At 61.2% G+C, this 26,492-nt stretch carries 28 protein-coding genes and 2 pseudogenes; 17 read left to right on the top strand and 13 right to left on the bottom strand.

Features of this window, described 5'->3' with window-relative positions; translation table 11 throughout:
- Positions 1–23 precede the first annotated feature (23 nt).
- The 3 genes from G9X67_RS16960 to G9X67_RS16950 all read right to left on the bottom strand — a co-directional run bounded on the left by G9X67_RS16960 (position 24) and on the right by G9X67_RS16950 (position 1,374).
- On the bottom strand, positions 24–263 hold the full coding sequence (locus tag G9X67_RS16960) for a hypothetical protein (RefSeq protein ID WP_171599256.1): 240 nt from the start codon (positions 261–263) through the stop codon (positions 24–26).
- Entirely contained in the window at positions 260–580 is a 321-nt protein-coding gene (locus G9X67_RS16955) for a hypothetical protein (RefSeq protein WP_138387855.1), read from the bottom strand. The genes G9X67_RS16960 and G9X67_RS16955 overlap by 4 nt, the downstream gene beginning before the upstream one ends.
- Positions 581–654: 74 nt before the next feature.
- Positions 655–1,374 carry an SOS response-associated peptidase gene (locus G9X67_RS16950; RefSeq protein ID WP_138328676.1) on the bottom strand — a complete coding sequence of 240 codons (720 nt, stop codon included), beginning with the start codon at positions 1,372–1,374 and terminating at the stop codon, positions 655–657.
- Positions 1,375–1,571: 197 nt separating this feature from the next.
- On the opposite strand from G9X67_RS16950, the gene G9X67_RS16945 reads away from it, so the two are divergent.
- The 3 genes from G9X67_RS16945 to G9X67_RS16935 all read left to right on the top strand — a co-directional run bounded on the left by G9X67_RS16945 (position 1,572) and on the right by G9X67_RS16935 (position 3,678).
- Entirely contained in the window at positions 1,572–2,162 is a 591-nt protein-coding gene (locus G9X67_RS16945) for a TetR/AcrR family transcriptional regulator (RefSeq protein WP_171599255.1), read from the top strand.
- 71 nt (positions 2,163–2,233) lie between these two features.
- Complete coding sequence (locus G9X67_RS16940; protein WP_171599254.1) at positions 2,234–2,863, top strand: hypothetical protein; 630 nt, start codon at positions 2,234–2,236, stop codon at positions 2,861–2,863.
- 236 nt (positions 2,864–3,099) lie between these two features.
- Positions 3,100–3,678: a DUF308 domain-containing protein gene (locus G9X67_RS16935; protein ID WP_171599253.1), complete on the top strand. Its 579-nt coding sequence runs from the start codon at positions 3,100–3,102 to the stop codon at positions 3,676–3,678.
- Between the two features lie 35 nt (positions 3,679–3,713).
- Here G9X67_RS16935 and G9X67_RS16930 read toward each other — a convergent pair.
- Positions 3,714–4,093, bottom strand: a pseudogene (locus G9X67_RS16930) (hypothetical protein).
- Positions 4,094–4,367: 274 nt separating this feature from the next.
- Between G9X67_RS16930 and G9X67_RS16925 the strand changes: the two are divergent.
- The 3 genes from G9X67_RS16925 to G9X67_RS16915 all read left to right on the top strand — a co-directional run bounded on the left by G9X67_RS16925 (position 4,368) and on the right by G9X67_RS16915 (position 8,034).
- A complete protein-coding gene (locus tag G9X67_RS16925) occupies positions 4,368–4,907 on the top strand; it encodes a hypothetical protein (RefSeq protein ID WP_348649120.1) in 540 nt (179 codons plus the stop codon).
- A gap of 338 nt (positions 4,908–5,245) precedes the next feature.
- Positions 5,246–7,180: an adenylate/guanylate cyclase domain-containing protein gene (locus G9X67_RS16920; RefSeq protein ID WP_171599252.1), complete on the top strand. Its 1,935-nt coding sequence runs from the start codon at positions 5,246–5,248 to the stop codon at positions 7,178–7,180.
- Between the two features lie 119 nt (positions 7,181–7,299).
- Positions 7,300–8,034, top strand: coding sequence for a phosphotransferase (locus G9X67_RS16915; RefSeq protein ID WP_171599251.1), 735 nt, complete (start codon positions 7,300–7,302; stop codon positions 8,032–8,034).
- A 149-nt stretch (positions 8,035–8,183) separates the two neighbouring features.
- On the opposite strand, the gene G9X67_RS16910 is transcribed toward G9X67_RS16915, so the two are convergent.
- Together G9X67_RS16910 and G9X67_RS16905 are read right to left on the bottom strand one after the other, a co-directional pair.
- Positions 8,184–8,678: an SRPBCC family protein gene (locus G9X67_RS16910; RefSeq protein WP_171599250.1), complete on the bottom strand. Its 495-nt coding sequence runs from the start codon at positions 8,676–8,678 to the stop codon at positions 8,184–8,186.
- Entirely contained in the window at positions 8,659–9,021 is a 363-nt protein-coding gene (locus G9X67_RS16905) for a metalloregulator ArsR/SmtB family transcription factor (RefSeq protein WP_171599249.1), read from the bottom strand. The genes G9X67_RS16910 and G9X67_RS16905 overlap by 20 nt, the downstream gene beginning before the upstream one ends.
- A gap of 299 nt (positions 9,022–9,320) precedes the next feature.
- Here G9X67_RS16905 and G9X67_RS16900 point away from each other — a divergent pair, with 299 nt between their 5' ends.
- From G9X67_RS16900 to G9X67_RS16885, 4 genes are all read left to right on the top strand, one after another.
- Positions 9,321–9,653: a metalloregulator ArsR/SmtB family transcription factor gene (locus G9X67_RS16900; protein ID WP_171599248.1), complete on the top strand. Its 333-nt coding sequence runs from the start codon at positions 9,321–9,323 to the stop codon at positions 9,651–9,653.
- Positions 9,646–10,131: an SRPBCC domain-containing protein gene (locus G9X67_RS16895; protein ID WP_171599497.1), complete on the top strand. Its 486-nt coding sequence runs from the start codon at positions 9,646–9,648 to the stop codon at positions 10,129–10,131. The genes G9X67_RS16900 and G9X67_RS16895 overlap by 8 nt, the downstream gene beginning before the upstream one ends.
- Positions 10,124–10,744, top strand: coding sequence for a glutathione S-transferase family protein (locus G9X67_RS16890; RefSeq protein WP_171599247.1), 621 nt, complete (start codon positions 10,124–10,126; stop codon positions 10,742–10,744). The genes G9X67_RS16895 and G9X67_RS16890 overlap by 8 nt, the downstream gene beginning before the upstream one ends.
- Positions 10,745–10,853: 109 nt before the next feature.
- The gene (locus tag G9X67_RS16885; protein WP_171599246.1) at positions 10,854–11,228 is read left to right on the top strand and encodes a VOC family protein; all 375 of its coding nucleotides are present in this window, start codon (positions 10,854–10,856) and stop codon (positions 11,226–11,228) included.
- A gap of 157 nt (positions 11,229–11,385) precedes the next feature.
- Here G9X67_RS16885 and G9X67_RS16880 read toward each other — a convergent pair.
- Positions 11,386–11,744, bottom strand: a pseudogene (locus G9X67_RS16880) (VOC family protein).
- A gap of 77 nt (positions 11,745–11,821) precedes the next feature.
- Complete coding sequence (locus G9X67_RS16875) at positions 11,822–12,754, bottom strand: LysR family transcriptional regulator (RefSeq protein WP_171599245.1); 933 nt, start codon at positions 12,752–12,754, stop codon at positions 11,822–11,824.
- A gap of 121 nt (positions 12,755–12,875) precedes the next feature.
- Between G9X67_RS16875 and G9X67_RS16870 the strand changes: the two genes are divergently transcribed.
- The gene (locus tag G9X67_RS16870; protein ID WP_171599244.1) at positions 12,876–13,568 is read left to right on the top strand and encodes a type 1 glutamine amidotransferase domain-containing protein; all 693 of its coding nucleotides are present in this window, start codon (positions 12,876–12,878) and stop codon (positions 13,566–13,568) included.
- A gap of 65 nt (positions 13,569–13,633) precedes the next feature.
- Here G9X67_RS16870 and G9X67_RS16865 read toward each other — a convergent pair whose 3' ends face one another.
- Both G9X67_RS16865 and G9X67_RS16860 read right to left on the bottom strand, forming a co-directional pair.
- Positions 13,634–14,107, bottom strand: a complete 474-nt coding sequence (locus G9X67_RS16865) for an AtaL-like protein (RefSeq protein WP_171599243.1) — start codon at positions 14,105–14,107, stop codon at positions 13,634–13,636.
- Positions 14,108–14,140: 33 nt separating this feature from the next.
- Positions 14,141–15,010, bottom strand: a complete 870-nt coding sequence (locus G9X67_RS16860; RefSeq protein ID WP_171599242.1) for an NmrA/HSCARG family protein — start codon at positions 15,008–15,010, stop codon at positions 14,141–14,143.
- A 104-nt stretch (positions 15,011–15,114) separates the two neighbouring features.
- Here G9X67_RS16860 and G9X67_RS16855 point away from each other — a divergent pair, with 104 nt between their 5' ends.
- Entirely contained in the window at positions 15,115–16,005 is an 891-nt protein-coding gene (locus tag G9X67_RS16855; protein ID WP_171599241.1) for a LysR family transcriptional regulator, read from the top strand.
- A 207-nt stretch (positions 16,006–16,212) separates the two neighbouring features.
- Here G9X67_RS16855 and G9X67_RS16850 read toward each other — a convergent pair whose 3' ends face one another.
- On the bottom strand, positions 16,213–16,773 hold the full coding sequence (locus G9X67_RS16850; RefSeq protein ID WP_138387866.1) for a pyridoxamine 5'-phosphate oxidase family protein: 561 nt from the start codon (positions 16,771–16,773) through the stop codon (positions 16,213–16,215).
- Between the two features lie 48 nt (positions 16,774–16,821).
- A complete protein-coding gene (locus G9X67_RS16845) occupies positions 16,822–17,808 on the bottom strand; it encodes an MBL fold metallo-hydrolase (RefSeq protein WP_138328694.1) in 987 nt (328 codons plus the stop codon).
- Between the two features lie 136 nt (positions 17,809–17,944).
- Here G9X67_RS16845 and G9X67_RS16840 point away from each other — a divergent pair, with 136 nt between their 5' ends.
- The gene (locus G9X67_RS16840) at positions 17,945–18,841 is read left to right on the top strand and encodes a LysR family transcriptional regulator (RefSeq protein WP_171599240.1); all 897 of its coding nucleotides are present in this window, start codon (positions 17,945–17,947) and stop codon (positions 18,839–18,841) included.
- Between the two features lie 469 nt (positions 18,842–19,310).
- Positions 19,311–22,217 (top strand): winged helix-turn-helix domain-containing protein, encoded by a 2,907-nt coding sequence (locus tag G9X67_RS16835; RefSeq protein ID WP_171599239.1) that lies wholly within the window; start codon positions 19,311–19,313, stop codon positions 22,215–22,217.
- Here the strand turns inward: G9X67_RS16835 and G9X67_RS16830 are convergent.
- Positions 22,214–23,356: an MFS transporter gene (locus tag G9X67_RS16830; RefSeq protein WP_138328697.1), complete on the bottom strand. Its 1,143-nt coding sequence runs from the start codon at positions 23,354–23,356 to the stop codon at positions 22,214–22,216. The genes G9X67_RS16835 and G9X67_RS16830 overlap by 4 nt on opposite strands.
- A 245-nt stretch (positions 23,357–23,601) precedes the next feature.
- Between G9X67_RS16830 and G9X67_RS16825 the strand changes: the two genes are divergently transcribed.
- The 3 genes from G9X67_RS16825 to G9X67_RS16815 all read left to right on the top strand — a co-directional run bounded on the left by G9X67_RS16825 (position 23,602) and on the right by G9X67_RS16815 (position 25,818).
- Positions 23,602–24,453, top strand: a complete 852-nt coding sequence (locus tag G9X67_RS16825) for a VOC family protein (protein WP_171599238.1) — start codon at positions 23,602–23,604, stop codon at positions 24,451–24,453.
- Positions 24,454–24,545: 92 nt separating this feature from the next.
- Positions 24,546–24,974, top strand: a complete 429-nt coding sequence (locus G9X67_RS16820; RefSeq protein ID WP_171599237.1) for a putative quinol monooxygenase — start codon at positions 24,546–24,548, stop codon at positions 24,972–24,974.
- 124 nt (positions 24,975–25,098) lie between these two features.
- Positions 25,099–25,818: an SDR family oxidoreductase gene (locus G9X67_RS16815; RefSeq protein ID WP_138387872.1), complete on the top strand. Its 720-nt coding sequence runs from the start codon at positions 25,099–25,101 to the stop codon at positions 25,816–25,818.
- Positions 25,819–26,492 lie beyond the last annotated feature (674 nt).

The raw sequence follows: 26,492 nt of genomic DNA, 5'->3' as shown, positions 1-26,492 counted from the left end.
GCGGAACATCAATCAGCCAGCCCTCATTGGATGATTTTCCCACCCTCGGCCGCCTCCAACTTCCGCCTGAGTGCCTGCTCCTGTTCGTATGATTTATGCGGGAAGTGCTCAAAGCACCACCAGCGCGTTGGCACGGCCGGGGATGGGCTGTGGCCCCAGCCTCCCCATTCCTTGCAGCCTGTGCCGTCGGCATGCCGGTGCTCGCAATAATGTTCAACGATCATATTGGCGCCCGGCGCACTCGAATGGCCTTCGTTGCTCATCGGTGCGCCGTCCTTGGTTTCCCGCCTTTGATGCTCTCGTAGATCATTTCCAGCCGCCTCGAGGCGACATAGGCACTTTCCTCGTATCCGGCTGACGGCCAATCCAGTCGAGGGTTGCCATCTGTCGCCACGATCCAGAACCATCGATTATCGATCCCTTCGCCGGCCTGTGAGCGGAATATCCTTCCGATCTGGGTATCGCCGTCAAAAGCGACGTAGTCGTCACCGGGTTTCTCCTTCCAGGCGTGCCGCCATTTGTATTTGATTTCTCGGCCGCTGACATGTTCCCACGATTTCCATGTGATTTGTTCTGGCATGCGTCGTCCTGTCCTCTCGCGAGGTTCTCTTTGACCGCATGGTTGATGGATGGCTCCCGCCCGAGCCGGTGAATTCAGATCAGCGTCGGTTCCGGATCGGGGTCGATCGGATCGATAATGTCAGCCGTGTCATTCTTGGGCGAACCCACATTGCGGCCGATCGGCCACATGGTCATCAGCTCCGCCGGGAACGGCTTCATCAGGTCGTTCGGATCGGGTTCCGGCGATAGCCAGCGTTCATAATCCTCTCGATGCAGGATGACCGGCATCCGGTCATGGATCTGCGCCATCATCTCATTCGGCTCACAGGTGACGATTGCGAAGTTTCGGACGTCTATGCCTTCCGGGCTGCGCCAAATCTCCCAGATGCCGGCGAGCGCAAAGGGCGAGCCGTCAGCCATGGCGATCGCATAAGGCTGCTTGTTCTTGCCCGTGCCGAAGATATCCTTCCACTCGAAGAAGCCGTTGATCGGCACCAGGCAACGGCGCGATCTGTAGGCCGAGCGGAACAGGCCGTTGGTACTGATGCCCTCGCAGCGGGCATTGATCGGCGGCGGCCGCCCACCCGGCTTCATCCATGCCGGCATCAGACCCCAGCGCGCCGAGGCGAACACCGGCCCCATGATATCAGGCTCGCGGACCATGTCGCGAATGATGATCGGATAATCCAGCGTCGGCGCGCCGTTGTAGCGCGGAAATCGGTTCCCGAGCGCATCGATCGCGCCTCGCTCTGCGAAGGCGAAATTGCGCACCAGTTCCTCAAGCGAGGTCTTGATATAGACGCGGCCGCACATCCAGAACTCCATTCCGTATATTAGGTGTTCTGATTATGTTCTGGGTGTCCGAGGCGAGTCAAGGCCAGTCGCTACAACCGATGCCATCATCACTTTCGCCCGCATCAAGGTGAAGCCGGTGACCGCCTCGACGACCGCTGACGGTGGAAAATCTGCTTTCGGCTTGACAGCCTTCCTACTGGAAGGTAGATAGCCTTATGAGCAATCTTTTGACGACGTCAGACGAGATCCTGGCCTCCGCCCGCGCACTGATCATGACCGGAGGCTATAATGGCTTCAGTTATGCCGATATTGCTGCCGTCGTCGGCATCCGCAAGGCCAGCATCCATCACCACTTTCCGAGCAAAACCGACCTGGTGCGCATGCTTGTCGTGCGATATCGCGAAGATGCCGAGGCGGGTATCGCGGGCCTGGAGCAGCATGTGAAGGATCCCCTGGCACGCCTCAAAACCTATGCGGGCCATTGGGCCCAGTGCATCGAGGACGCCAGCCGGCCTTTTTGCGTCTGCGCCCTGCTGGCGAGCGAACTGCCGGCGCTGCCGCCGGAGGTCGCGGCCGAGGTCAAGGCTTTCTTCCGCTTTGCGTCGGCATGGCTGACCTCGGTGATGGAACGGGGCGCTGAGAACGGGAGTCTGACGCTGTCGAGCGAACCGCGCGTCGAGGCCGAAGCCTTCATGGCCTCCGTCCATGGCGCCATGCTGTCGGCCCGTGCCTACGGGACCCCGGAGATCTTCGCCACCATTCTGGCCCCCACCTTGGAGCGGCTTACTCCGGCCGCCGCCCGATAATGCTCCGGGCGGAATAAAGCCCGGAGCGACAACGACGTTCAGCGAAACTACCAACTAGTAGGAAGAACGATATGATCAAGACCATTCTCCCCGCCCTCGTGTTGGGGCTCAGCGCCATCGCGACGGCGGCACTTCCAGTGGCGCCTGTCCAGGCCGAAGACCAGAAGCCCGAGCAGATTCATGTCAGGGGCAGCATCGTCACCTATAGCGGCTCTGTTCTCACGGTGAAGACCCGCGAAGGAGAGACCGTCGATGTGACGCTTGCCGACGGCTGGCAACTGGCGAGCGTCGCAAATGCCGCGGTCACCGACATCAAACCGGGCGACTTCGTCGGCATCGCATCGCTGCCGAGCGCAGGCGGCGGCGATGGCGCGCTTGAAGTGCTGATCTTCCCGCCGGCGATGAAGGGTGCGGGTGAAGGCAGCTACGGCTGGGACCTCAAGCCCAACAGCAGCATGACCAATGCGACCGTCGCCGACGCCGTCAAGGGCGTCGATGGCCGCACCGTCACCGTCTCCTATCACGGCAAGGAAAAGAAGATCGCCATTCCGGACGGCACGCCCGTCGTGACCATCGCTCCGGCCACCAATGACGATCTCGTTCCCGGCGCCGCCGTCTTCATCCCCGCCGAAAAGGCTGCCTTGGGTCCCCTCGCCCATCAGGTCCTTGTCGGCAAAAATGGCGTGGTCCCGCCCATGTGACACGTCGTCGCCGGTCGGCCGGGCCGCCCCCGGTTCGACCGGCGATTTACCAGGGAATGCGGCGTGACCGGCAGCCGATCGATCCGAACGACGGAGAACACCGGCTCGACAGCCGCCCGGCAATGCTCGGGCCGTTCCGGCAAGCCCATGAAAACCAATCTCGATAGCGGACGACGCCACTCACGACGGTGAGCCGCCTTTATCAGACCAACACCATCACATTCAGGAAAGAGATCATGATGACCACCGATCAAACCACCGTCGCGTCTGGCGACAGGGAAGAGTGGCTGACGCGCTATTATTTCACCCGAGCAGCCTTTTCCGCCATCTGGGTCGCAGCCGCCTTGACGGCCGGCCAGCAGTCGCTTGCCGTCGCGGCCGCCTTGCTGATCGTCTACCCGGCCTGGGATGCCGCCGCCAACCTCATCGACGCAGCGCGGAACGGCGGCCTGGCAAACAACCGCAGCCAGGCAATCAACGTCGCCGTCAGCACGGTGACGACAGCGGCCGTGATCGTCGCGCTGACGATGAGCATGAACTGGGTTCTCGGTGTCTTCGGCCTCTGGGCCATCTTTTCCGGCCTGCTGCAGCTTGGAACCGCTGTCCGGCGCTGGAAGACCCATGGCGGCCAGTGGGCGATGATCCTCAGCGGCGGCCAATCCGCGGTGGCAGGTGCCTTCTTCATCGCCCAGGCACAAATGCCGGAAGCGCCGTCCATCGCCAACATCGCCGGCTATGCCGGCCTCGGCGCCTTCTATTTCCTGGTGTCGGCCGTCTGGCGGAGCGTCACGCAGATGCGGCGGAAGCGGGCCTGAGCCGACATGCGCCAATCGCGATGTGACACCGTCGATCAGCGGGGAGCAACTGCCCCGTCGGGGAATTTGTGATAGTTGCAGGCGTTCATTGAAAACAACGCCACATCATCACCGATTTCGCGGCGCGAAAGCTCCCATTCGAAGGTGTCATGGCCATCGAAACCGTAAGATAACGCCATCGCGGTCAGTTCCCCGAAAGGCCCTGGGGGATAGACGGCACCGTACACCGTCGCCTCCTTTCCCGGGAATTTGCCTTTGATAACTCTCTTGATCTCCAGATCTCCGCTTTCGCCAGCAGTTCCTCCTGAGGAGGGCATTGAGGCAATCCGGCGGCTGGCCTTAGACCCATAGCCAATAAAGCAAGAATTGCTGTGAAGCTCAGTCGCATATGCGGGTTCAGGAGTGCCTTCGGCATCGGTGTCTTTCCTTATGCATAGGCATGTCTATTTCGCCTCGATTGCGCGAGGCTGAAACGAAATCCCGGGATCCGGCCAAGACGGCCCCTCCCTCCGTCATTCCAGGCCTTGAGCCTGGAATCCATGCCCGCGGCTGATGGCGGCGAGAATGTGGATCCTCGGGTCAAGCCCGAGGAAGACGGAGCGTGGGGTGGCGTCTAGAGCAAGGACAGCGACGCATCCCGACATGATCGGCTGCCATCAACACCGCAATTCTGCCCCGCAATTCTACCCGTGAAAGGCCTCACCGAGGTCTCAAACACGCCATTGGGCGACGCCGGCCGGGGGAAGTTGACTGCGAGCGCTGACCGGTTCTATCCAGAGCAGATGAAAAACCTTCTCAGCTTCAAGTTCGAAAATAAGGACGAAGAGACAGTCGCCATCGTTCCGTGCGTGGATGGAGTGGGCTTGGACCAACTCGTGGCGGACTTCGAACGCGCCGCCGGGTATAGCGATCCTGCCGGCGGATATGGCGGCCTCATACCCTCATTCTACCGCTTCGGTCCGCTATCGAGCTACTTCCTTGGACGGGAGGAGCCCGTACAAGGCGGTGGACAGGGCGAAATCTATGTCTTGTCGTGTGAATGTGGCGAGGTCGGATGCTGGCCCCTTGTCGCCTATGTTCGCCTGCACCAGAACAAGGTGACATGGGACGGGTTCAGCCAGCCGCATCGGCCAAGGCGGAATTATGAGAGCTTTGGCCCGTTTGAGTTCGAACGCCAGCAGTACGAACAGGTCATTGAGGACCTGGTTCGTTGCCACGGTGTCGATTGATAGTTTGCCGCCCATTTGGTTGTGGAAACCCGCCCCACCTTCCGTCATCCCAGGCCTTGAGCCTGGGATCCATGCCGCTGCTGATCGAGGCAAGAGTGGATCCTTGGGTCAAGCCGGAGGAGGAAGACAGAGCGTGCGGTGGCGTCCGGAGCAAGGACAGCGGCGCATGCGGACATGATCGGCGACAGCTCGCACGGTCGCCGATCTTGTTCTGCCGAAACGCGCAGCGGCGGTGTGGCCACACTCACCGCCTTGTGTAAGTTTTCAAAAAGCGGTTAGCTGCCATCGTTGACTATACTTCGTGTGCTGAGACGTGTCCGCATTTCGAGGGAAATCTCGTGCACTGGTCGAAACCCCTAAGACTGCATCTCGGCGTCCTGGTCGTCGCATCGTTGCTTTGCACGTCGACGCCGATCATCTGGCTGGCGTTCAGGCAAGGAAGCGATGCTGCGGTCAGTGCGGGCGTGCAGCAGATGCGCGAGATGAGCCTGCGGCTCATCGAGGGGTACCGCAATACGCTGCAGGGCGGCACCGAGGCGGTGGCACTGGCATCGACCCTGCCGCAGCTCACCTCGCCGCCGCCCCAGGATATCACGGCGAAACAGCAATTCTTTCTGGAGGTTCTCAGAAACGTCCCCAACGCGACGAGCGTCTACACCGGCTATCCTGACGGCTCGTATCTGCAGGTCATCAACACGCAAAGGCAGGATGTCCGCCGGATCCTCGCAGCACCCGATGGCACGGCTTTCGCCATCCGCACGATAGCACGCAGTCAGGGCCCGGACGTCATATCGACGTTTCGCTTCCTCGACCGCCAGGCAAGACCGATCGCCGAGCGTGACGTCGACTTTGCATCATTCGATCCGCGGCAACGCCCCTGGTACCAATCCGTCATCCAGCACGGCGAGGAAGTATCCGTCGGACCCTATGTTGCCGGAACGCTGCAGCTTCCGACGCTGACGATCGCAGCACCGATGAGAGACGACGATCAGGTTGTCGTCGGCATCAACATCCACCTGATGACTGTCAGCCGCCTGCTGGATGCGCAGGAAATTTCGCCGCGGGCGCGCGCCTACATCATCGATGATGCCGATGATCTGATCGCCCATTCCGACCCGGCGATCATGAACAGGCTTCTCGGCATATGGTCGAAAAGTGCCGATGACGGCGCCGTTGCCGTCGATACGACGACGGACAGTTACGACACGAGCCTCGAAACGGTGGCGAGGCTCAGGCGGGATCCGGCCTTTGCAAATGGCGGCGTGGTGCGGATCGATCTCGATGGCGAACTCCAGATCCTGCAGATCGCCCCCGTCGGCGTGTCCGGTCTATTCAAGGGAAGCGTTGCCGCAATCGTCGTGCCGCTCGAAGATCTGGTGGCTGAGGCCAATCGGCTGCTCCTGCACAATCTCCTGATTGCGGCCGCCTTCTTGATCGCGGGCGTCGCTGCCTCAGTGATGCTGTCGCGCATGGTCAGCCGCTCCCTCTACCGGCTGGCGGACGAGGCGCGCAGGATCGGCGATCTCGACGTCGGCGAAAAAGGCGTCTCCCACTCGTGGATATCCGAGATCAACACACTGGCGAGCGCGCTGGCGGCAAGCCGCCATGCGATCAGCCAGTTTGCCCTCTATGTTCCGCGTGAAGTCGTCAGACGGATCATCGATCCCAAGGCAAGAACCGCCGTCAAGGCGCAGCGGCAGGATGTGACGGTGCTGTTTACCGACATCAGAGACTTCACCACCATATCCGAGCAGCATTCGCCCGAGGACGTGGTCGATACGCTGTCGGCCTATTTCGAACTGTTGAACACCATCGCCGAGCGTAATGGCGGGACTGTCGTGCAATATCTCGGCGATTCCATTTTCGTTATGTGGAACGCCCCTGTTCCGGATGCCGGACATGCCGAAAACGGCTGCCGGTGCGCGCTGGCCATGAAAGCCGCGGTCGACGGCTTGAATGAAGCCAACCGCCGGAATGGCCGTCCCGCGCTCATCACGCGATTTGGATTGCACACCGGCCCGGCGGTCGTCGGCAGTTTCGGCGCGATTTCGCGACAGCAGTACACAGCCATGGGCGATACGATCAATGTCGCCTCACGGCTGGAAGGACTGAACAAGGAATTCAACACCTCGATCCTGGTGAGCGCCGCCATATACGAGGCCGTCGCCGATCGCTTCGCCCTTCGCCCGCTTGGCCTGGTGCAGCTCAAGGGGCGCGGCGAGAAGGTCGATTTATGGGAACTTGTCGAGGAAGGCCGGAGGCCGCAGGAATGAATGAGGCGTTCGGGTTGTTACCAACGGCAGCTTCGCGCCCGCCGCCAGCGGCCTTGTGGCGTCGCAAACTTTCTCTATTTCTTCCGTCAATTTAATCATGGCCGCCAAGGGTATCGCCAATGGGATGGGAAGCACTCGGGCAATGGGGTGAAGACGCGGTTCGCATCGAACCGCTCACCGGTGGAGTTGCCAACGACGTGTGGAGCGTTCGCTTAAACGGGCAGATCGCGGTCGCTCGTCTCGGCTCCAGGAGCGACGCTGATCTTGCATGGGAAGCCGAGCTGCTCCAATACCTCGACCGTGAAGGCATGACCGTTCCGGTGCCGATGCCGACGACTGACGGCCGGCTGTTCGTGGACGGGCTGGTGGTGATGAAATACATGGAGGGCGGACCGCCCGAGACGAAGTCCGACTGGCGTCGCGTCGCCGACACGCTGCGCGAGCTGCATCGGCTGACGCAGGGCTGGCCGCAGCGCCCGGGCTGGCGGTCGTCGAGCGACCTCCTGCATACCGAAACCGGAACGAGGATCAACCTGACTGCGATGCCGCCTGAGGGCGTTATTCGATGTCGAGCAGCATGGGCTCGGCTCATCGAGCGTCCGACATGTGTTGTCCACGGCAACCCCAACAGCCCCGGCAACGTCCGCATCACCGCAGATCGGGTCGCGTTGATCGACTGGGATGAGTCACATGTCGACGTCCCCGACCTTGACCTGGTGCTGCCCGACAACGCTGCCGATCTCGACGACGGCGCACATGACATCGCCGCGCAAGCCTCAGCCGCATGGGAAGCCGCCGTCTGCTGGCAGGACGAATACGCAGTCAAGCGGCTTGCCGAGGTTCGGGCGGTCTGAGTAGTTTCGCCGGATCGACAGGCGGCATCCACCCGTGAATTGCGCCATCGCCAGCGGAACATGGGTTGGCGGCGGACTTCAGGAAGCAGTCACGCTGCGCCAATTCCCTGTTTCGTCCTGTTCGAGGCATGGCCGAATGAGTCGAGCTGTCACACGCTCGCACTGAGCGTGATGAGAAGTTCATCCAACTGCTCGAACTGCTCGGGCAACGCGTCTTCCATACCGACGAAAGACTGGTCGAGCGCTTCCTTCGAGGGATAGAGTTCCCGCAGCACCAGCAGCGTCCTGCCGTCCTCTTCCTCGAAGGTCACCGTGGTGACGGCGCCCTCCTCCCCGCCTTCGTCATTGCTCCAGACGAGGCGCGATGGCGGCGACACGTCGAGATATTTGCCGAAGAAGGCCATGGCGTCCGAGGCGTCGTGTCCGAACGTGATGCGATAGCTGCCCCCGGTGCGAACATCCATCTCGCAGGAAAGAATGGGCACGCCCATCGACTTCGGCGCCCACCACAGCTTGAACAATTCGGGCTTGGTCCACGCGTCGAATACGAGGCGAACCGGGCCGTTGAAGGTGCGCTTCACCACGAGTTCAAGCTCCGATCTCCGTTCGACCACCGTGCGGCCGTTACTCGCTCTGTCCCCCATCGACTTTCTCCTTCCGTTTCAGGGCCTCGATGACGTCATCAAGCGCGTCGAAGCGTGCGTTCCAGATCTGGCGGCGCGCATCGATCCAGGCCGCCTCTTCCTCGAGCCCGCGTGAGCCCAGCCTGCAGGTCCGCACACGCCCGACCTTCTCCGTCGTCACCAGCCCCGCCTGCTCCAGGACGCCGATGTGCTTCTTCATGCCCGTGAGGGTCATGTGGAACTTCTCTGCGAGCTCCGTGATCGAAGCATCCGCACTCCCGAGCTGTTCCAGAACGCCGCGTCGCGTGGCGTCCGAGAGCGCGGCAAAGGAGACATCAAGGCGAGCTGTCGAAAACTGAACCATATAGTTCAGTGTCTAGCACGCAGATCGGCGTCATGCAAGCGGCCGAGATCGGCCTCAGGCGATCGGCGCAGATATCTCGGCGTGGAAGTCGCCGCCGCTGAGTGTCTTTGTCACCCTGATTGCTGTTGCCGCGATCGCATCTTGAAAGAAGCGTGGTCGGCGTCCTGGCCAAGGCTCCACCGTCCGTCGTCCCCCAAGCATCGAGTTTCTTTCCCCTCATTGCCAATCCAGCGGAAATTGCCTTTGACATTTCGCCGAACAGAATATATCCATGTGGCTATATAGCTAGATGGTGATGTATGAACGACAAGCTCGATGCGATTTTCTCCGCACTCGCCGATCCCACGAGGCGAGCAATTCTTGGGCGGCTTGCGAACGGCAAGGCGACGGTGGCTGAACTCGCTGATCCCTTCGAGTTGTCTCAGCCTGCCATATCAAAGCATCTCAAGGTCCTGGAACAGGCCGGATTGATCCGCTCCGGCCGTGAAGCGAATTCGCGTCCCCGCGTCCTCGAGCCGGCCGCGTTGAAGACGGTTGCTGATTGGATCGCCGATTACAGAGGCTTCTGGGATCAAAGCTTTGATCGTCTCGATGACTATCTGTCCAAAGTACAAGGATACGACAATGACTAATCCAGAGACCGACACCGCCAATACCCGCGACCTGGTTCTCGTCCGAAGGTTTGATGCTCCATGCGATCTGGTTTTCAGGGCATGGACCGACCCGAAAGCGTTGGCGCAATGGTGCGGTCCTCACGGTTTCAAGGCAGTGGGCGACCGACTTGAAGCCTGGCCAGGCGGCAGACACCGCGCCTGTCTGATTGCGCCAGATGGAGAAGAGCATTGGGTCGGCGGAAAATATCTGGAGGTCGAGCCGCCGCACAGGCTTGTCTTCACACATGCCTGGGAGCTCGCAACCGGCGAAAGCGGCCCGGAAACGATCGTCACCATCACATTCAGGGACAGCGACGGAGGCACGGAAATGACGTTTCGCCAGAGTGGATTTGATAGCGCATCGTCACTAAAGGGTCATGAAGACGGCTGGTCGCAAAGTCTCGAGCGGTTGAGCCTCTTTCTCGGGACTAAACCCGGAGGGCCGGATCATGCTTAAGGCGGCGATGAAGCTCTATTATTGCGAGACGCTCAATCCCCGGAAGGCCTGCGCCGCCGCTCGTTTTCTCAAAGCCGACGTCGAGTTCGTCAGGGTTGACCTGGCAAGCGGAGAACAGCGCAGTCCAAAATTCCTGGCGCTTAACCCGAACGGGAAAGTCCCGGTGCTGCAGGATGATGCCGGAACTTTATGGGAAGCGAACGCCATCATGTGCAGGCTGTCTGACAGCGTCGCATCGGATTTCTGGCCGCATGACCACCGGCAGATCGACGTGCTGCGCTGGTTGAGTTGGGATGCCAGTCACTTCACCCAGCACGGGGCAACGCTGTGGTTTGAAACCTTGATCAAGCCGTTGTTCGGCGCAGAGCCTGACCTCGCCGTGATCGACGATGCGAAGACGAGCTTTCGAGCCCATGCTCGCGTGCTCGACGATCACTTGGCCAAGAACAGCGTCGCCGTCGGGAAGACACTGACTGTGGCAGACTTCGCATTGGCCGCTGCACTTCCATTTGCAACCGCCGCTGGGATTCCAGTCGCCGAGTTTCGGCATATCCAAACGTGGTACGGACGGCTTGAAGAACTGGATGCGTGGCGAAACCCTTTCCCAGCCTAAGAGGGCACGGGCGAAGGACCTTTTTGCCAGGGTCAAAGGCGTTGGCAAAGGCACGTGAATTTATTGAGATCGGCCACTGATCTATTGGCTACCTTACTGGAGATGAAGCATGTTCACCCACGTGATGATTGGAAGCAACGACTTGGAGCGGGCCAGAAACTTCTACGAAGCCACGTTCGCTGCATTGGGAGGCAAGCCCGGCGAGATGGATGAAAGAGGCAGGCTGATCTATGCCCACGAGGGTGGTCGGCTGATGATCACGAAACCGATTGATGGCAAGCCGGCGACCGCAGCCAACGGTGGGACTATCGGTATCGCCGCCGCGAGCCTCGACCATGTTCTAGCGTGGCATGCCGCCGGTACTGCGCATGGTGGCACAGCGATCGAGAGCCCGCCACGGGAACGTCCGAACGGGTCGTTCGTCGCATATCTTCGCGATCCTGACGGAAATAAACTGACCGTACGGTCGCAGCCGACGAAATGAGCTAACCTTCAGCAGCGCCTACTGGACAGCGTCGTAAATGCGCAAGATGTGAAAATGGCAACCTCGGTTCGAATGCAGCCATGACACTGATGCGCCACTGCGGCGAAGTCGAGGGCAGGCTTTCGTTCGCTCACATGCAGGAGCGACCCATGTGCCCTCAACCCTGCGCCGGCTCCCACAGCTCGACTGGGTTTCCTTCGGGATCGTGAATCGGGCAAAGCGGCCTACCTCCGAATTCCACTCGTCCCGGGTTTCCACCGCGATCCCACTTGCCATCAGGTTGGCGATCAGCCCGTCGATATCGTCCACGCGGAAATTGACCATCCACTGTTGTTCCGCACGACCGAAATAGTCGGTGTCCTTCGAGAACGGACCAAATATCGTCATCCCGGCCTCCTGCTGCCATACCGACTTGTGCAGGTCGTCAATACCGAGATGCTTTTGATACCATTCAGCCAGGCTGGCCGGGTTCGCCGCCCTGAAAAACACACCGCCGATTCCAACGGCCTTCGGCATAGAATTCTCCTCATCTTGAAACAGAAATATGCAATCGATAGGGCACGCGTGCAACCGCCGAGGGCAAACACGCACTCTCAATTTCCAGTCATCGCTTCTGCCCCCGCAGCGTCGGAGACTTCCCTTGCCACCTCGGCGATCAATGCTCTCAGCCACCGGTGGGCAGGGTCGTTTCGGTAGCGGACATGCCATGCCAGCTCGACCGGGAAGCTGCCGAGATCGACTGGTGCGGGCAGGATTTTGAGGCGCGGGTCGCGGGCAAGGCGATGGCAGATCAGCCGGGGCAGAGTCGCGCAATAGTCGGTGACGGCCACCATTTCCGGGACCGCCAGGAAATGGGTGACGGAGACCGAGACGTCGCGCCTGAGGCCTGCCTGCTGCAGCATCTGGAACAGGCCGACGCGCATCCGGCCGGGCGGAAGCACGTTCACATGCCGCATCCGCTGATACTGTTCCTCGGAGATGCTTTCGGCGATCTCGGGATGATCTTTGCGCACGACACAGGTCAGCCCATCATCCATGAGATGCTGCACGACCATGTTATCAGGCGGCTCGACGATCCTGCCGAGCACCATTTCCGTCGCCCCTGACATCGCGCCGGTCTCGGCCAGATCATTGCCGAAGGGCGTCAGGCGCAGCCTGATCCCGGGAGCGCATTCGCGCAGCCGCGCCACGATCACCGGCATCAGCACGAACTCGACGTAGCTGTTCGGGGCGATGGTGAACTGCCGTGTCGCTCGCGCCGGATCGAACGCCTGCTGACCGAGAATGACGTCATCGAGGCTCGCCAGAGCCGTGCGGATCACCGGAGCAAGTGCCTCTGCCATCTCAGTCGGCTTCATGCCGTAGCGCTCGCGGATGAAGAGCGGATCGCGCAGCGTCTCGCGAAGGCGGTTCAAGGCGTTGGAGACGGCCGGCTGCGTCATGCCCAGTTGTTCGGCTGCGCGCGTGACGTTGCGCTCTTCCATGAGCGCCACGAAGACAGGCAGGAGGTTGAGGTCATACTTCATCCAGATATATTGCCGAACGCATATCTGAAATCAAAGAAATAAATTTCCGGAATGAGAGCGGCCGAGGCATGATCCCCTCATCGAAAGCAACCGATCACATCTGTCTCGAAAGGATCTCCAGATGAAAATCCTCATGGTTCTCACCTCGCACGACGAACTGGGCAATACCGGCCGGAAGACCGGCTTCTGGCTCGAAGAGTTCGCCGCCCCCTATTATGCCTTCCTCGAAGCCGGCGCCGACATCACCGTCGCATCGCCCAAGGGCGGACAGCCGCCTCTCGACCCGAAGAGCGACGAACCCGGCTTCCAGACCGACCAGACCCGTCGCTTCCATGCCGATCCGGATGCCCAGGCGGTACTTGCCTCGACCGTAAAGCTCGCTTCGGTCTCCCATGACGATTACGACGCCGTGTTTTATCCGGGCGGCCATGGCCCGCTGTGGGATCTGGCGGAAGACAGGAATTCGATCGCCCTCATCCAATCGCTCTATCAGGCCGGCAAGCCCGTCGCCTTTGTCTGCCACGCCCCGGGTGTGCTGCGCCACGTCAAGGCTGCCGACGGCACGCCGCTGGTTCAGGGCAGACAAGTCACCGGCTTCAAGAACTCCGAAGAAGACGGCGTCGGTCTCACCCAGGTGGTGCCGTTCCTGGTCGAGGACATGTTGAAGGAGAATGGCGGCATCTACTCCAGCGGCGACGACTGGTCGTCCTATGCTGTGAAGGACGGCCTGCTAATCACCGGGCAGAACCCCGGTTCATCGGTGGAGACCGCCGGCATTCTGCTCGCCGCCGTGACGGCGGCAAAGACCGCCTGACGCAGAGCGGCTGGTCGGGGATAAACCCACGACCAGCCGCCCTGTTGCTTGTGTTGCGGCGATACTCAGAGCTTTCCCTCTGCCAGCAGTTCGCGGGTCCGCTTCAGCGTCGATAGCAGGGCGGCCTTGTAGCCCGTTTCGCCGTCGAATTGAGCCTGCTCGGTCTGCTCTTCCGGGCCGTTCGGCTGTTTGCCACGCAGCCCGAGATAGCAGTAGAAGCGTAGCTGCAGCCGACCGTCTTCATCCTCGAAAAGCTCGTTGATGATCGCTCCCTCGCGTGGCCCCGTCGCCTCAAAGAAGGTGACCTTGCTTTGCGGCTCCAGGGTGATGATCTCGCGCAGATCCTGCCCGGCAATCGTCGCCTCGCGCACGAAATGGGTCGGGCTTTCCTCCACGACATCGCAGCGGGTGCAGAGACCGGCAGGAAGAAAGAGCCGGGCGTCGCGCGCCTTGCATTCGAGACCTTGCCAGGCCTCAGCGCGCGTCAATGGGGTTTCGCCTTCCGGGTTCACCGGAACTGTGGCGGTCGAATAGATCATGGTGATCGTCCTTTTGAGATCGCTGTTGCTGCCTCAGGCGGAGGCAACGGTTTCCGCGGCGAAGGCGGAATAGGAGCGCAGCGGGCGTCCGAGCAGCCTTGTCAGACGCTCGACGTCGCCGGCCTCAGGCAGCATCCCGTCGGTCAGGAAACGCTCGCCCATCAGCCGCATGTCGTAGGCCATCCAGGCAGGCATGAACTGCCTGAGATTCTGCTCGAAGCCCTCGGTATTGTCGCCGCCATAGTGGATCGGACGGGCGAGCACGTCCGACCAGATGGCGGCGATATCGATTCCGGTGAGTGTCTCCGGACCGACGAGGTTGATCCGCTCGTGCGCCAGCGGCTCTGCAGCCTGTTCGCGGCGCAGCAGTTCTAGGGCGGCGATCTCGGCGATATCACGCACGTCGATCATGGCGAGACCCTTGGGCCCGATCGGCATCGGGTAGGCGCCGTAGCCGGTGATGACGTCTTTGACCGTCAGATCGTTCTGGATGAAGTAGGCCGGGCGCAGGATCGTCGCCTTGAAACCCATCTGCTCGATCATCCGCTCGACACCGAACTTGCCGGCGAAATGCGGCACGTTGACGTAGACGTCGGCGTGGATCACCGAGAGATAGACGATCCGCTCGATGCCGGCCGACCGGGCGACATTCAGCGCAATCAAAGCCTGGGTGAATTCGTCCGGCACCACGGCGTTGAGCAGGAACAGCGTCGACACGCCTGACATGGCGTTGCGCAGCGCGTCGACGTCGAGGAAGTCGCCCTGCACGACGCTGACGCCAGCCGGGAATTCGGCTTTCGACGGGTCGCGGACAAGAGCACGGACATCGGCGCCGCGCTTGACGAGGTGTTCGACGACTTGGCGGCCAACATTGCCTGTGGCGCCGGTGACGAGAATGGTCATGGTCTTTCTCCGTGTTGGGTTGCTTGACACGTCGAATATGTGTGGTTCACTGGTAGTCCGATAGACAGCAATTTTGGACACGCTGTCTCGCTGGTGGAACACTCATGGATCTTCTTGCGCTTGCCGATTTCAATCTCGTTGCCCGCCATGGTGGCTTCGGCAAAGCGGCAAGGGCGACAGGCCGGCCGAAGGCAACCCTGTCGCGGCGTGTCGCCGAGTTGGAAAGCAGCCTCGCTCTGCGGCTGTTTGAACGGGGCGCGCGTAACCTGAAGCTTACCGAGGAAGGACGGACGCTGTTCGAGCGAACCGGCGCGCTGCTCGCCGAACTGGACGAGACAGCGTCGGCGATTGCCTCCGGCGGTCAAAAACCCAAGGGCAGATTGCGGATCAGCGCACCCTTGCATTTCTCCCAGACCGCAATGGGAAGGATCGCCGCCGGCTTTGCCCTTAAATATCCGGAGGTGAGGCTTGAGGTGACGAGTGAGGACCGGCCCGTCGATATGATCGAGGAAGGCTACGATCTGGTCATCCGGGTCAATCCCGATCCCGACGAAAGCCTGGTCGGACGAGCGTTTCTGCGCGACCGGCTGGTCGTGGTGGCAAGCCCCGATCTCCCCCGCCCGACCGGCGGACACGCCGCTCCAGGCGTTGCGCGCGGGACAGGCGAAGCTCAAACATGGCAGGTGAAGACAGCCGGCGGCCGGGCGACGATCAAGATCGAGCCGGTCCTCACCTTGTCAACACTCATCACGATCCGGGATGCAGTGCGTGCCGGCGTCGGTGCAGGACGTCTTCCCATTTCGCTGGTCAGCCACGACCTGGCTGACGGCACGTTGGTCAATTGGGGGGATATCGACGGCCCCGAGATCGCTCTCTGGACGCTCTACCCCTCCAGGCGGCTGCTCAGCGCGCGCGTCTCGGCGTTCCTGGACTTTCTGAAACAGGCCTTCCCCAACGGCACGGCCGACGAACTGGCCGCCTATATCGGCAGGTGATGACCGAACCCGCTTTCGGACGCAGAGAATCTGGCCCATAACCGACGAGATCGACATCCAGAGGAGAGCAGCGTGTTTCGTTATTGCTTGCGGAGAGGTATTGCGGGGCGGAGCCGAAGCCGATGCGCCCGCTCTGCGCGCCGTCATTCGTCTTGATGCTGTTTATGATGTCAATTCCGTCCCCAATGATTATTTTGGTTGAGTTCGTCAACGCTCGAGCTCAGCCTGCGTGAAGCGCGGCGTGATGTGCTGCGGGCAGTTCCAGTCGAACGCTTCCACCACGATGAGGACGAGACGTTCCACGCGAGCGGGGTAGTCAGGCACGGTCAGCTTCTTCGCCAGCACCGGATCGTCTGTCGCATCGATGATGCACATGTGACCAAAGATCTTCAGACGCTGCCGGTGCGCATAGTCCATCAGGAACAATGAGACGCGGTCATTCGTGCGCACATTGCCCGTAGTGATGTATTGCCCGTTACCGCGAAAATCCGCGAAGCCCAGCGTCGATGCATCGACGGTGGTGAGAAAGCCCGCGGGGCCGCCACGGTACTGGACATAGGGCCATCCGGTGTCCGAGACACTGCCGAGATAGAAACCATCGCGCGCCCTGATGAAGGTCCTTTCCGACGGACCCAGGCGCTGGCTCTGCCCGGTATCGTCTGCGTGGCCGCGCACGCCTATCCGCTCCCACTGCGCCGCGCTGCCATAGTGTTCCTGCGCGGCCGCGACGGAGGCCGTCGTGGCGATACCGAGATATCTGGTGCTCATGTCGGTTCAACCTCGCGACTGCCCGAGCGGGGCCCGCCGCAGCGGACCTCAGTTTTGTAAGGCCCAGTCCGCCACCTGCCAGCGCATCTGCCCGCGGTCGGCGACGACCCGGCCGAGCCCTGGGAAGGGCATGTGCGTGGCGGCGATGAGCGCGCCTTCCGAAGCGGCGCGAGGAAAAAAGCGGTCGCGCATCGCTTTGGCCGCTGCAGGGTCCTGCTCGAACAGGAAGAACACATCGGTCGCCCCAGGATGCACGACCGGAAAGATCATATCCGAAACCATGATGAGGCTCTGCCCGCCATCTTCGACCCGAACGCCGATATGACCGGGTGTATGGCCGGTAAGGTCGACTATAGAGATCCCCCGCACAATCTCACGCTCGCCGTCAATCGCCTGGAGTTTCGGGTAGAGGCGCACGACCTCCTCCGCCATCTGGAAGCTGGTCTGCAGATAGTCGGGCGCGCCGCTGCGCTTGGCCGGGTCGGTCCAATGGGTGACGTCGCGACGATCGATGTAGAGCTCCGCCTTGGGGTAATTGTTCTTGCCCCCGACGATCAGACCGCCCATGTGGTCCTGATGCATATGCGTCACGATCACCGCGTCGATCTGGTCGCGTTGCAGGCCGAGCGCGCTGAGCGCCTGCGGAAGTTCGCCGGTCTGCCCGATCGAGCCCGCCGGACCGGCATCGATCAGGATGCGGCGCTCGCCATCCTCGACGAGATACTGGTTGAAGAGGAACCGCACGCCGCTCGGCCGGGCGGTGAACTGCGCGATTGCTGCCTGTTCGACCTCGGCCGCGGCGCGTCCCGGAAAATAATCGTAGGGCATATCGGCATACCCGTCCGTCAGGGCTGTCACCGTGAAACGACCAATGCGGATCTGCGCCAGCGGCGTAACGCTGACCGGCGTCTTAGCGGTATCCGGCGTCGCGGCAAGGGCGGGCGCGCCACCGATCAGGCCTCCCCCGAGAAGGCTCCCCCCAATCAGGCCTAGAGGAAGTGCGCTGGCAAAGGCGCGACGTGATAGTTGAGGCATGACATCTTCCTCCGGATCATTGGAAATACGAGGAGCCAGCCGGCATCCCCGAGACGACGCGAAAGCTATGATATCCAAAGCCTATAGGGTATCCTGCCATTTAGGGAGCTTTCCTCTCAAATTCCGGAAGGATTCAATGGATCGGTTCGAAGCAATGTCGGTGCTGCTGGCGGTGGTCGAGGCAGGCAGCCTCTCGGCCGGGGCGCGGCGACTGCATGCACCGCTCGCCACGGTCAGCCGCAAGGTCGCCGATCTTGAAAAGCACCTTGGTGTGCGCTTGGTCCTGCGCACCCGCCGCGGCCTCGGCGTGACGGAGGAGGGGCGCGCCTTCGTCGCCGCGTCCCGTCGCATTCTGGAGAAACTGGACGCGGCGGAGCGGCAGGCCAGCGGCGATCATGGCGCGCTGCGTGGCGGGCTGCACGTAACGGCACCGATTGCCTTCGGCGAGCGCCATCTGCTCCCAATTGCGCTGGAATTCCTGAAGGAGCAACCCGATATCAACCTGCGCCTGACCCTGGTCGATCGGCAGCTAAGTCTGGTGGATGAGCACGTTGATGTGGCCCTGCGGATCGGGCATCTGGCGGACAGCGCGCTTATCGCAACGCGCGTGGGCGCCGTCCGCCGGGTGATGTGCGCGAGCCCCGACTATCTCGCCCGCCGAGGAGTGCCGCGTCAGCCGGATGACCTCGCCCAGCATGACGGCATAAGCTTCCAAGGCTTCGCGACCGCGCCGGAATGGCGCTACCGCCGGGATGGCGCGGCCTTTGCCGTCGAGCCGCGCTCCAAGCTCGCGGTCAACACGACGGAGGCTGCCATTCAGGCTGCACTGGCCGGTATCGGCATTATCCGCGTTCTGTCTTACCAGATCTCCGATCACTTGCGCTCCGGCGCGCTGCAGGAATTGCTGGCGGAGTTCGCACCGGAACCGCTGCCGGTGAACGTTGTCCATGGACCAGCCGATCCCATGCCGCTGAAGGTGCGGTGTTTCCTCGACTGGATCGGGCCCCGCCTACGCGCGCAGATGGCTCGCTAGCGTCCCCGCTATCCAGGCGCGCCTCCGTTAATCGCGGTCAGGCACACTGTGAGAATGCTGCAAGGTGCAACGCACCTTCCCCAAGCTCCTGACATGTCGGGCTTTCCAGAAAGAGCCAAACATCTCCAGGACTGCAACGAGGGCGCAGAACTGCCGTTGATTGGAAGTGGGACGATAATCTTCGGACCGGCAGCGGAAATAATTTCCGTCAAGGCGCAATGGTCCCAGGTTCTGAGCTCTGGCCCGATGGCATGGGGACTTGTACCTTCGGTGCTTCAAGAAGACATTCAGCATTGCTGTCACAGCCCCAGAGCGGACCCCGCAGCCTGTAGGTCGGCTGCTCCTGTCGATCGATCTGCGATGTATTTCACATGTGATATTGGTTATTGTCCTGGGGCTGTGAGCGGTTTCATTAAGCGATCGTTCACGTATTCAAGGGGTTTGTACGTTTGCGTCCGGAGCTTCGATCGTGCTTTCCTACTTCTTTGGCCCGTACGTACTTGTACCAGAGCGGCAGTCGCTGATGCGGGATCAGACGGCCGTTCGTGTCGGTAGCCGCGCACTGGAAATTTTGGCGGCGCTGATCGAGCGTCCCGGCGAACTGGTGGGCAAGGCTGAGCTTGTGTCGCGCGTCTGGCCGGATACCTTCGTCGAGGAAAGCAATCTCAAGGTAAACGTTGCGGCTCTTCGTCGCGCGCTTGGCGATGCTCCGGGCGACATGCAATACATAGCGACGGTGAGCGGCCGGGGCTATCGGTTCGTCTTTCCCGTGCGTATTTCGGGGCAGAATGACACCTCCGTCACGGCGAAGTCTCAAGGTGCCCGCACGCACAATCTGCCTGTTTCAACAACCCGTTTGGTGGGAAGAGGCGATGCTGTTGATGCAATCCGGTGCGCACTTGAGGTATCGCGCCTCTTGACGATCGTTGGCCCGGGGGGCGTCGGCAAGACGAGGTTGGCTCTCGCAATAGCTGATCAACTTACTGCTGCGTATCACGATGGCATCTGGTTCGTTGATCTGGCGACCGTGAACGATGCAACTCTCGTACCGACGGCGATCGCCACGGCGATGGGATTGAGGGTCCACTCGGAGAAGATCAAAGCTGCGGTCGCGGCCTTCGCAACCGACCGGGAATTCATGCTTGTGCTCGACAATTGTGAGCACGTCATCGAAGCGGTGGCCTCCTGCGCAGAAACGCTCCTGGCCGCCGCCGCGAGGGTACGGATTCTCGCCACGAGCCGTGAACCCATGCGGGTTGTCGGAGAACAGGTCTATCGCCTGCCGCCTCTCGAAACACCACCCGAAGTGTCCGAACTTTCCGCAGCCCAGGCTTTGGCGTTCCCAGCGGTGGAGCTCTTCGTCGAGCGCGCGGCCGGAAGTCGCGGCGAGTTCAAGCTTAACGACGGGAACGCACCAGTCGCTGCTGAGATCTGCCGCAGGCTCGATGGGCTGGCACTCGCGATCGAACTCGCTGCGCCGCGACTGGATGCGTTCAGTACACGCGAACTCCTCGACCTTCTCGCCGATCAATCTCATGTGTTGAGCGATAGGCGGTGTGGCGACCCTCGCCACCACACCTTGGCTGCAACGCTGGACTGGAGCTATGGCCTGCTCGCCGAGCCTGAGCGCGTCCTGCTGCGACGCCTCTCGGTCTTTGCAGGCGCCTTCAGTCTCGAATCGGCCTGCGCCGTTGCAGTCGACAAGGGTCGTGCCCGCTCCGGATGCATTCACGGTGTCGCGAACCTCGTTGCGAAGTCGCTTATATCGACGGAGAGAGGAGAGCTCGGGACGCACTACAGATTGCTCGATACAACCCGCAAATATGCGCTGCAGAAACTTGCCGAGAGCGGCGAAAGCAACAGCCTGCGCCAGCGCCACGCCGAACATCTCCTCGAACTCGCCAAACGCGCCGAGGCGGAATGGAAAATCCGGCCGACGGCCCAATGGCTCGCCGAGTACGGGCGAAAGATGGACGATATCCGCGGTGCTTTGGGCTGGGCGTTCTCCGGGAACCGCAGCGTTGCCACCGGCGTAGCGCTCACGGTTGCTGCTCTCCCGTTTTGGGAACATCTTTCGCTCCTGGAGGAGTGCCGCACCGGGGTAGAACTCGCTCTCAGTCGTTGTTTTGCCGATTTCCGTAGTGCGAGCGACGACATGAAGCTGCAGCTTGCCTATGGCACGGCGCTGCTTCACACCCGCGGCCCGCTGCCCGAAGTCAAGACCGCCTGGACCACAGCCCTCGGCTCCGCCGAAGTGCTCAACGACACCGAATACATGCTCAGGTGCCTGTGGGGATTGTGCGACTATTTCACCTGGACGGGCGATCACCAATCGGCCTTGGGGATGGCGGATCGGATAAGAAAGCTGGCAACCGACCGCGGCGATCTGGATGCACGCAACAATGTCGATAGGCAGACTGGAACCGCTCTGCGCTACTTGGGAGAGCTTGGCGAAGCACGGCGTCACCTCGAACGCATGATCTCCCGATATGTCCCTCCCGTGACCCGTTCCGACATTGCGCGTTTCCAGTTGGACCCACGATCTGCGGCAAGGGGCACCCTTGCGAACGTCACCTGGCTGCAGGGGCATCCCGACAGGGCGGTTGCCATGGCGCAGCGTCAATTGGAAGAGGCACGGGCCTCGCAGCACGCCCTCGCGCTCTGCAATGCCATCGTCCACACGACCTGCCCCATTGCACTGTGGACGGGAGACCTTGCTGCCGCGGAGCGCCTGCTTGTTGGCATCGAAGCCCATGTCGCGGAGCACGCGATGTCGATTTGGAGTGCCATGAGCCGCTGCCTGCGCGCAGAGTGGTTGCTGCAAAGCGGTGATCCGTCTGGACTGGCGATGTTGAGAGGCGCGCTCGATGAGCTTCTTGTGGTAGGTTTCCGCATGCGTTGCCCTTTCTATATCGGCGTTTACGCTGCGGGTCTGGGGGATCATGGGGACGTTGATGCGGGGCAGACCGCGATCGGCGAGGCAGTCGCGCTTTCGGCATCGACCGGCGAAATCTGGTGCATGCCGGAACTGCTGCGCATAAAGGCGGTTTTGTTGGGCAAGGAAAGCGCCAACCGGACGGTAAAAGCCGCAGAAGCCCTTTATTTTCAGTCGCTCGACCTCGCGCGCCACCAAGGTGCACTGTCATGGGAGTTGCGCGCCGCAACGGCTCTCGCCGAGCATTGGGCTCAGTCGGGACAAAGCGAAAGGGTTGGCGGGCTTCTGGCACCGATTTATCGACGCTTCGGCGAAGGGCTCACCACCCGCGATCTGGTGAAGGCGCGCGCACTCCTCGATAGCCTGGGGGATGCTGGCAAGGGGAGCAAAAGCGCTGCTCGTCAGGCTCGTCGCGATGGGCATACAAGTCCGAATTCCTAGCGCGTTAGCGCTCGCGTACGGCGATCCAACATGAGAAGGATCGGAGCGATCGCGGCAATGCCCGCGAAGATTGAAAAGGCCTCGACGTAGCGCGTACCTTCGGCGGCCATGATGTGCAGCGATGCCGGGCCAAGTCCAGCGCCCATGGTCAAAGCCATGTAGTTGATGCCGAAGAGCTTGCCGAAGCTTCGCATTCCGAACCGTTTCGACAGCAGGTAACCGATCGCGTCGCCCTCCGCTCCGGTGGCGAGGCCGAAGAAGACGGCGCTGACATAGACGGGGATCAGAGCTTCGGAATTCAACAGAATGAAATGACCGACAACGGGTGACAGAAAAGCCAGGCTGGTCAACGGGACCGGGGGAAATCGATCGAGCAGTGCCCCGAAGCCGAGACGCATGACAATGAAGGACAACCCCACAAGGCTCATGACCAAGGCCGCCATTGCCGGATCCGCTCCGCGATCCGCCAGCACGACAGGGAGCGAAATAGACCCGGCTGCAGCGGCGAAGTAGTTGAGAAAAAATGCGCCAAGCATCAACCAGAAGCTTGCCGTCTCCACCGCCCGGCGAACAGTGTGGCCCTCGCCCCCTGTGCGGTCGGGTCGCTGAAGCACGGGTGGATCACGAATAACGAAAAGCGCGACGGGAAGCGTGACAGCAATTGATATCAGACCGGCTGCCATGAAGGCAAAGCGCCAGCCCCACTCGGAAATCAGGAATGCAAGGAACGGAGGAAGCGTTGCGATCCCAAGCCCCACGAAGGAAAGCATGACACCCAGTGCGAGACCGCGTCGCGCGGAGAACCATCCGACCACCACATAGGTGTAGGGCACGCCGGTCTGCGCGGCACCCATAAGGCTTGCCACGGCGACGGCCACGATGAATGTGGTCAAATTCTGCGACGCAATGCCGACCCCGATCAGGCCGATCGCCATCGACATGGACGATACGGCAAGCACCCGGCGCGGGCCGAACCGATCCGTCAACGCCCCTACTACAGGCGACATAAGACCGTTTACGACGGCTATCGGTGCGACGACGGCGGCCACCACGGTCCGATCCCACCCAGTATCCTCGGTGATCGGCACGATGAAAACGCTGAAGCCATAGATCAGCACGATCCCGATGCTGAAATACATTCCCGCGCCTGCACCCAGCACGATTGCAATCCGTCTGGTCCGCCCCGCCGTTGTGTCCATACCTTATGAGCCTTTGTTGGCGCCGGTCCGGGGGCCGCGGTCCGCGCGCAGGAAGATACCAGGTCGCCGTTATCGTACTGACCGGATGGCTGCTCGGTTCACCAAATTTCCCAGATCTTAACCAGCCTCGCAAGCGCGGACGCGCTAGAATTTGCGCAGTCACCCCGCGAACACAGGAGGCAACGATGTCTCGCGATCAAAAGCCAGCTACCCAACCGGACGACCCGGAGCGCCGAGCCATCCTTCGCGCCGCCGGAGGCGTTGCAATCGGCGGAATTGCCGCTGCCCTAGCAGGCGATGCAACTGCGTCCGCACATACGCCAGTCGCAACCGGCGATCCAGGTTCGCTGGGTGCCCGGCTTCAGGGCGTACAGCATTTCGGCCTGACCGTGCAGAACATGGAACGCGCGTACGAGTTCTACACAGCCGTACTCGGTGGGACCGAAGTCTTCCGCCATGGTGACTTTCAAGGCGACGCCGTGCAGAACACACTGCTTGCCGACCAGGAAATCCTGGCCAATCAGCTCGGCGTCAATCCGCGGACGATCGGCGTGCCTGACCTCAGGGACGGCGCCCAACGCCTCGATGTGCGATTCATCCAGTTCGACAACGTCGTTATTGAGCTCTTGCAGTATCGCGATGCGGACCAACCGATGGGTGGTCCCAAGGCGTTCGCGGAACCTGTGGAGCACATGAGCCCGGCTTTTCCGCGAATGATGCACATCTGCTTCTACGTCCGGGATGATGTCGACTTCAACCAGTTTATCGCCGATCTCGAGGCGGAGTCCGAGCGGCGTGGCATGACGCAGGTGCGGGCAAATCGCATCATACGTGTTTCGACAGAAGACGAACGAAAGGCGGCCCCCCAGAGCGCCAACACCAACAAAGTGACCGTTGCGCCATCAGACGGCTGGGAACTGATCTATTGCAAGGGCCCGGAGGGGGAACAACTGGAGTTCGTGAAGGCGCTTGGACCCGTGAAAAAACGGTTTGCCGATGCATTGGCGGCGCATCTGCAACTTGCGAGCGCGAAGTAAGCGCAAAAGGCATCAGCATCACTTTGCAGGCCGGCACCCGGATTTGGCCAGCGGGCCATCTTACCGCGCTTGGCAAGATAAGGAGAAACGACATGATCACTACGCTGCGGCTGCAAGCTTCGGCTATTCTGCTCGGGGGCCTGCTCGCGGGACCCGTTCTCCAAGCGGACGCGCTCGCTCAGGAAGGCCCGGGCCAGGGCTATGCCGAAATTGCAAGTGGGGCCTATTCGGTTGTTGCCGAGGTCCGTGCCAAACCGGGCAAGGAGGCCGAACTACGGGCCGTCACGCTTCCTCTTATTGACCTTGTCCGCAGCGATCCCGCAAACCTCGTCTATTTTCTTCAGGAGAACCGTGAGACCCCCGGACACTTCATCTTCTACGAGATATTCGCCAACGAAGCCGACTTTGAGGCTCATAACGCCATGCCGTATGTGAAGGAGTGGTTTGCCAAGCTGCCCGAACTCGCCGAAGGCGGAGTGAAGGTGATGCGAATGCAGATCCTCGCGCCGGCTGGCGACTAGCACGCTTCCCACGAAACTGGACGTCGGCGAACGAGGGCCATCGCGGATTGCTCGGGGAAGAGCACGCCGCGCCGCAGGCGCCGCTTTTGCACACGACACCATCAAGCCAAGAAGGAGCTGCAAGATGAGACTCAAGGGCAAGGTTGCATTGGTCACAGGAGCCGCAGGTGGTATCGGTTTCGCAGTCGCGGATCTGTTCAATAGCGAGGGCGCCATTGTCATCGCCGCCGACATCAAGCCGTCCGAAAAACCATATCCCGACGCCGTCGAAGCAGTGACGCTTGATGTGACCAGCGAAGAGCAATGGGCAACGGTCGTTGCCGCGATCGTCAGGAAACATGGCCGACTTGACGTGCTTGTAAACAATGCCGGCATTATCGCCTACGAGCCGCTCGACAAGCTGGAGATGAAGGACTGGCTGAAGATGATCGCCGTCGACCAGACTGGTGTCTTCCTCGGCATGCGGGAAGCAATTCGCGTCATGCGCAAGCAGCAAGCGGGTGCGATCGTCAACATCTCCTCGATCTGGGGCAGTGCAGCGGTTGCGGGTGCGCATTCCTACCATGCCGCAAAAGGTGCAGTCCGCAACATGTCGAAAAACGCGGCGATGACGTACGTATCCGACGGGATCCGGGTCAACTCCGTGCATCCGGGCTTCGTACACACGCCGCTGACGGATGCACAGGCGCCAGAGCTCAATGAAGCTGTCATCGCGGCAACACCGATGAAGCGCGGTGGCAGGTCGATCGAGATCGCCTACGGCTGCCTGTATCTAGCTTCCGAGGAGGCAAGCTACGTGACCGGCGTCGAGTTGAACATCGACGGCGGTTATCTTGCCCAGTAGCGCAATAGACATGCGGGTCATCGCGGGCGGCTCTCTCTTACGAGCCGCAGACGCGATCAGTCAGACAACTTGATCCGGACCTTGTTCTCCATTTTTCGGGACCGTCTTGGGCAAGAGTCGGGAACGAATCCATCCGCGCAGTCGTGCGCGTCAGCAGTGAATGTCTGCTTTCGATTCCGTTAGCGCAAACGCCAATGACTGGATTGGGGGCGCATGACCGCCGCTCAGCGCCGCAACCTTCATGGTCCACTTTGGCGGATGTTTTTGAAAGCCTAGTATCTTTCCCCTGGTCCGGGCGGCAGATATTTGGGCCACGTTGCATATTGCCTCCTGAGGTCATCGATATCGGCTCCGTCAGGTAAATGGCCGAAAATAACCGGCCTTCCCCAACGGCACGCCGGAGGAGTTGGCCGCCTAATATCGGCAGGTGATGACCGCGCTGCCGGTGTGGCGGGTCTGGCCTAGGACCGATCGACAATACTCCTACCGGCATTTGTCGAGCGCTGAGCAATCGTCCGAATTCAGAAGCTCCATTTCTAAACCCATGCAGATATTCCCGCCTAATCGGATGATCTCGTGGGGCTTATATCACTAACCGCCAACATGAGCCGCAAAGAGCGGGGTCATCGCTTTCGACGTCAAAAGAACGTTTCGCGAAGCGACGCCCGTTTGGT

The organism is Rhizobium sp. WYCCWR 11152, assembly GCF_013087615.1.
Lineage (GTDB): Bacteria > Pseudomonadota > Alphaproteobacteria > Rhizobiales > Rhizobiaceae > Rhizobium > Rhizobium indicum.
This window is presented reverse-complemented; position numbering and strand designations above follow the sequence as displayed.

Coding starts and splice junctions, on each gene's coding strand:
- G9X67_RS16960 (WP_171599256.1), bottom strand. CDS start 263: ATGAGCAACGAAGGCCATTCGAGTGCGCCGGGCGCCAATATGATCGTT.
- G9X67_RS16955 (WP_138387855.1), bottom strand. CDS start 580: ATGCCAGAACAAATCACATGGAAATCGTGGGAACATGTCAGCGGCCGA.
- G9X67_RS16950 (WP_138328676.1), bottom strand. CDS start 1,374: ATGTGCGGCCGCGTCTATATCAAGACCTCGCTTGAGGAACTGGTGCGC.
- G9X67_RS16945 (WP_171599255.1), top strand. CDS start 1,572: ATGAGCAATCTTTTGACGACGTCAGACGAGATCCTGGCCTCCGCCCGC.
- G9X67_RS16940 (WP_171599254.1), top strand. CDS start 2,234: ATGATCAAGACCATTCTCCCCGCCCTCGTGTTGGGGCTCAGCGCCATC.
- G9X67_RS16935 (WP_171599253.1), top strand. CDS start 3,100: ATGATGACCACCGATCAAACCACCGTCGCGTCTGGCGACAGGGAAGAG.
- G9X67_RS16915 (WP_171599251.1), top strand. CDS start 7,300: ATGGGATGGGAAGCACTCGGGCAATGGGGTGAAGACGCGGTTCGCATC.
- G9X67_RS16910 (WP_171599250.1), bottom strand. CDS start 8,678: ATGGGGGACAGAGCGAGTAACGGCCGCACGGTGGTCGAACGGAGATCG.
- G9X67_RS16905 (WP_171599249.1), bottom strand. CDS start 9,021: ATGGTTCAGTTTTCGACAGCTCGCCTTGATGTCTCCTTTGCCGCGCTC.
- G9X67_RS16900 (WP_171599248.1), top strand. CDS start 9,321: ATGAACGACAAGCTCGATGCGATTTTCTCCGCACTCGCCGATCCCACG.
- G9X67_RS16895 (WP_171599497.1), top strand. CDS start 9,646: ATGACTAATCCAGAGACCGACACCGCCAATACCCGCGACCTGGTTCTC.
- G9X67_RS16890 (WP_171599247.1), top strand. CDS start 10,124: ATGCTTAAGGCGGCGATGAAGCTCTATTATTGCGAGACGCTCAATCCC.
- G9X67_RS16885 (WP_171599246.1), top strand. CDS start 10,854: ATGTTCACCCACGTGATGATTGGAAGCAACGACTTGGAGCGGGCCAGA.
- G9X67_RS16875 (WP_171599245.1), bottom strand. CDS start 12,754: ATGAAGTATGACCTCAACCTCCTGCCTGTCTTCGTGGCGCTCATGGAA.
- G9X67_RS16870 (WP_171599244.1), top strand. CDS start 12,876: ATGAAAATCCTCATGGTTCTCACCTCGCACGACGAACTGGGCAATACC.
- G9X67_RS16865 (WP_171599243.1), bottom strand. CDS start 14,107: ATGATCTATTCGACCGCCACAGTTCCGGTGAACCCGGAAGGCGAAACC.
- G9X67_RS16860 (WP_171599242.1), bottom strand. CDS start 15,010: ATGACCATTCTCGTCACCGGCGCCACAGGCAATGTTGGCCGCCAAGTC.
- G9X67_RS16855 (WP_171599241.1), top strand. CDS start 15,115: ATGGATCTTCTTGCGCTTGCCGATTTCAATCTCGTTGCCCGCCATGGT.
- G9X67_RS16850 (WP_138387866.1), bottom strand. CDS start 16,773: ATGAGCACCAGATATCTCGGTATCGCCACGACGGCCTCCGTCGCGGCC.
- G9X67_RS16845 (WP_138328694.1), bottom strand. CDS start 17,808: ATGCCTCAACTATCACGTCGCGCCTTTGCCAGCGCACTTCCTCTAGGC.
- G9X67_RS16840 (WP_171599240.1), top strand. CDS start 17,945: ATGGATCGGTTCGAAGCAATGTCGGTGCTGCTGGCGGTGGTCGAGGCA.
- G9X67_RS16830 (WP_138328697.1), bottom strand. CDS start 23,356: ATGTATTTCAGCATCGGGATCGTGCTGATCTATGGCTTCAGCGTTTTC.
- G9X67_RS16825 (WP_171599238.1), top strand. CDS start 23,602: ATGTCTCGCGATCAAAAGCCAGCTACCCAACCGGACGACCCGGAGCGC.
- G9X67_RS16820 (WP_171599237.1), top strand. CDS start 24,546: ATGATCACTACGCTGCGGCTGCAAGCTTCGGCTATTCTGCTCGGGGGC.
- G9X67_RS16815 (WP_138387872.1), top strand. CDS start 25,099: ATGAGACTCAAGGGCAAGGTTGCATTGGTCACAGGAGCCGCAGGTGGT.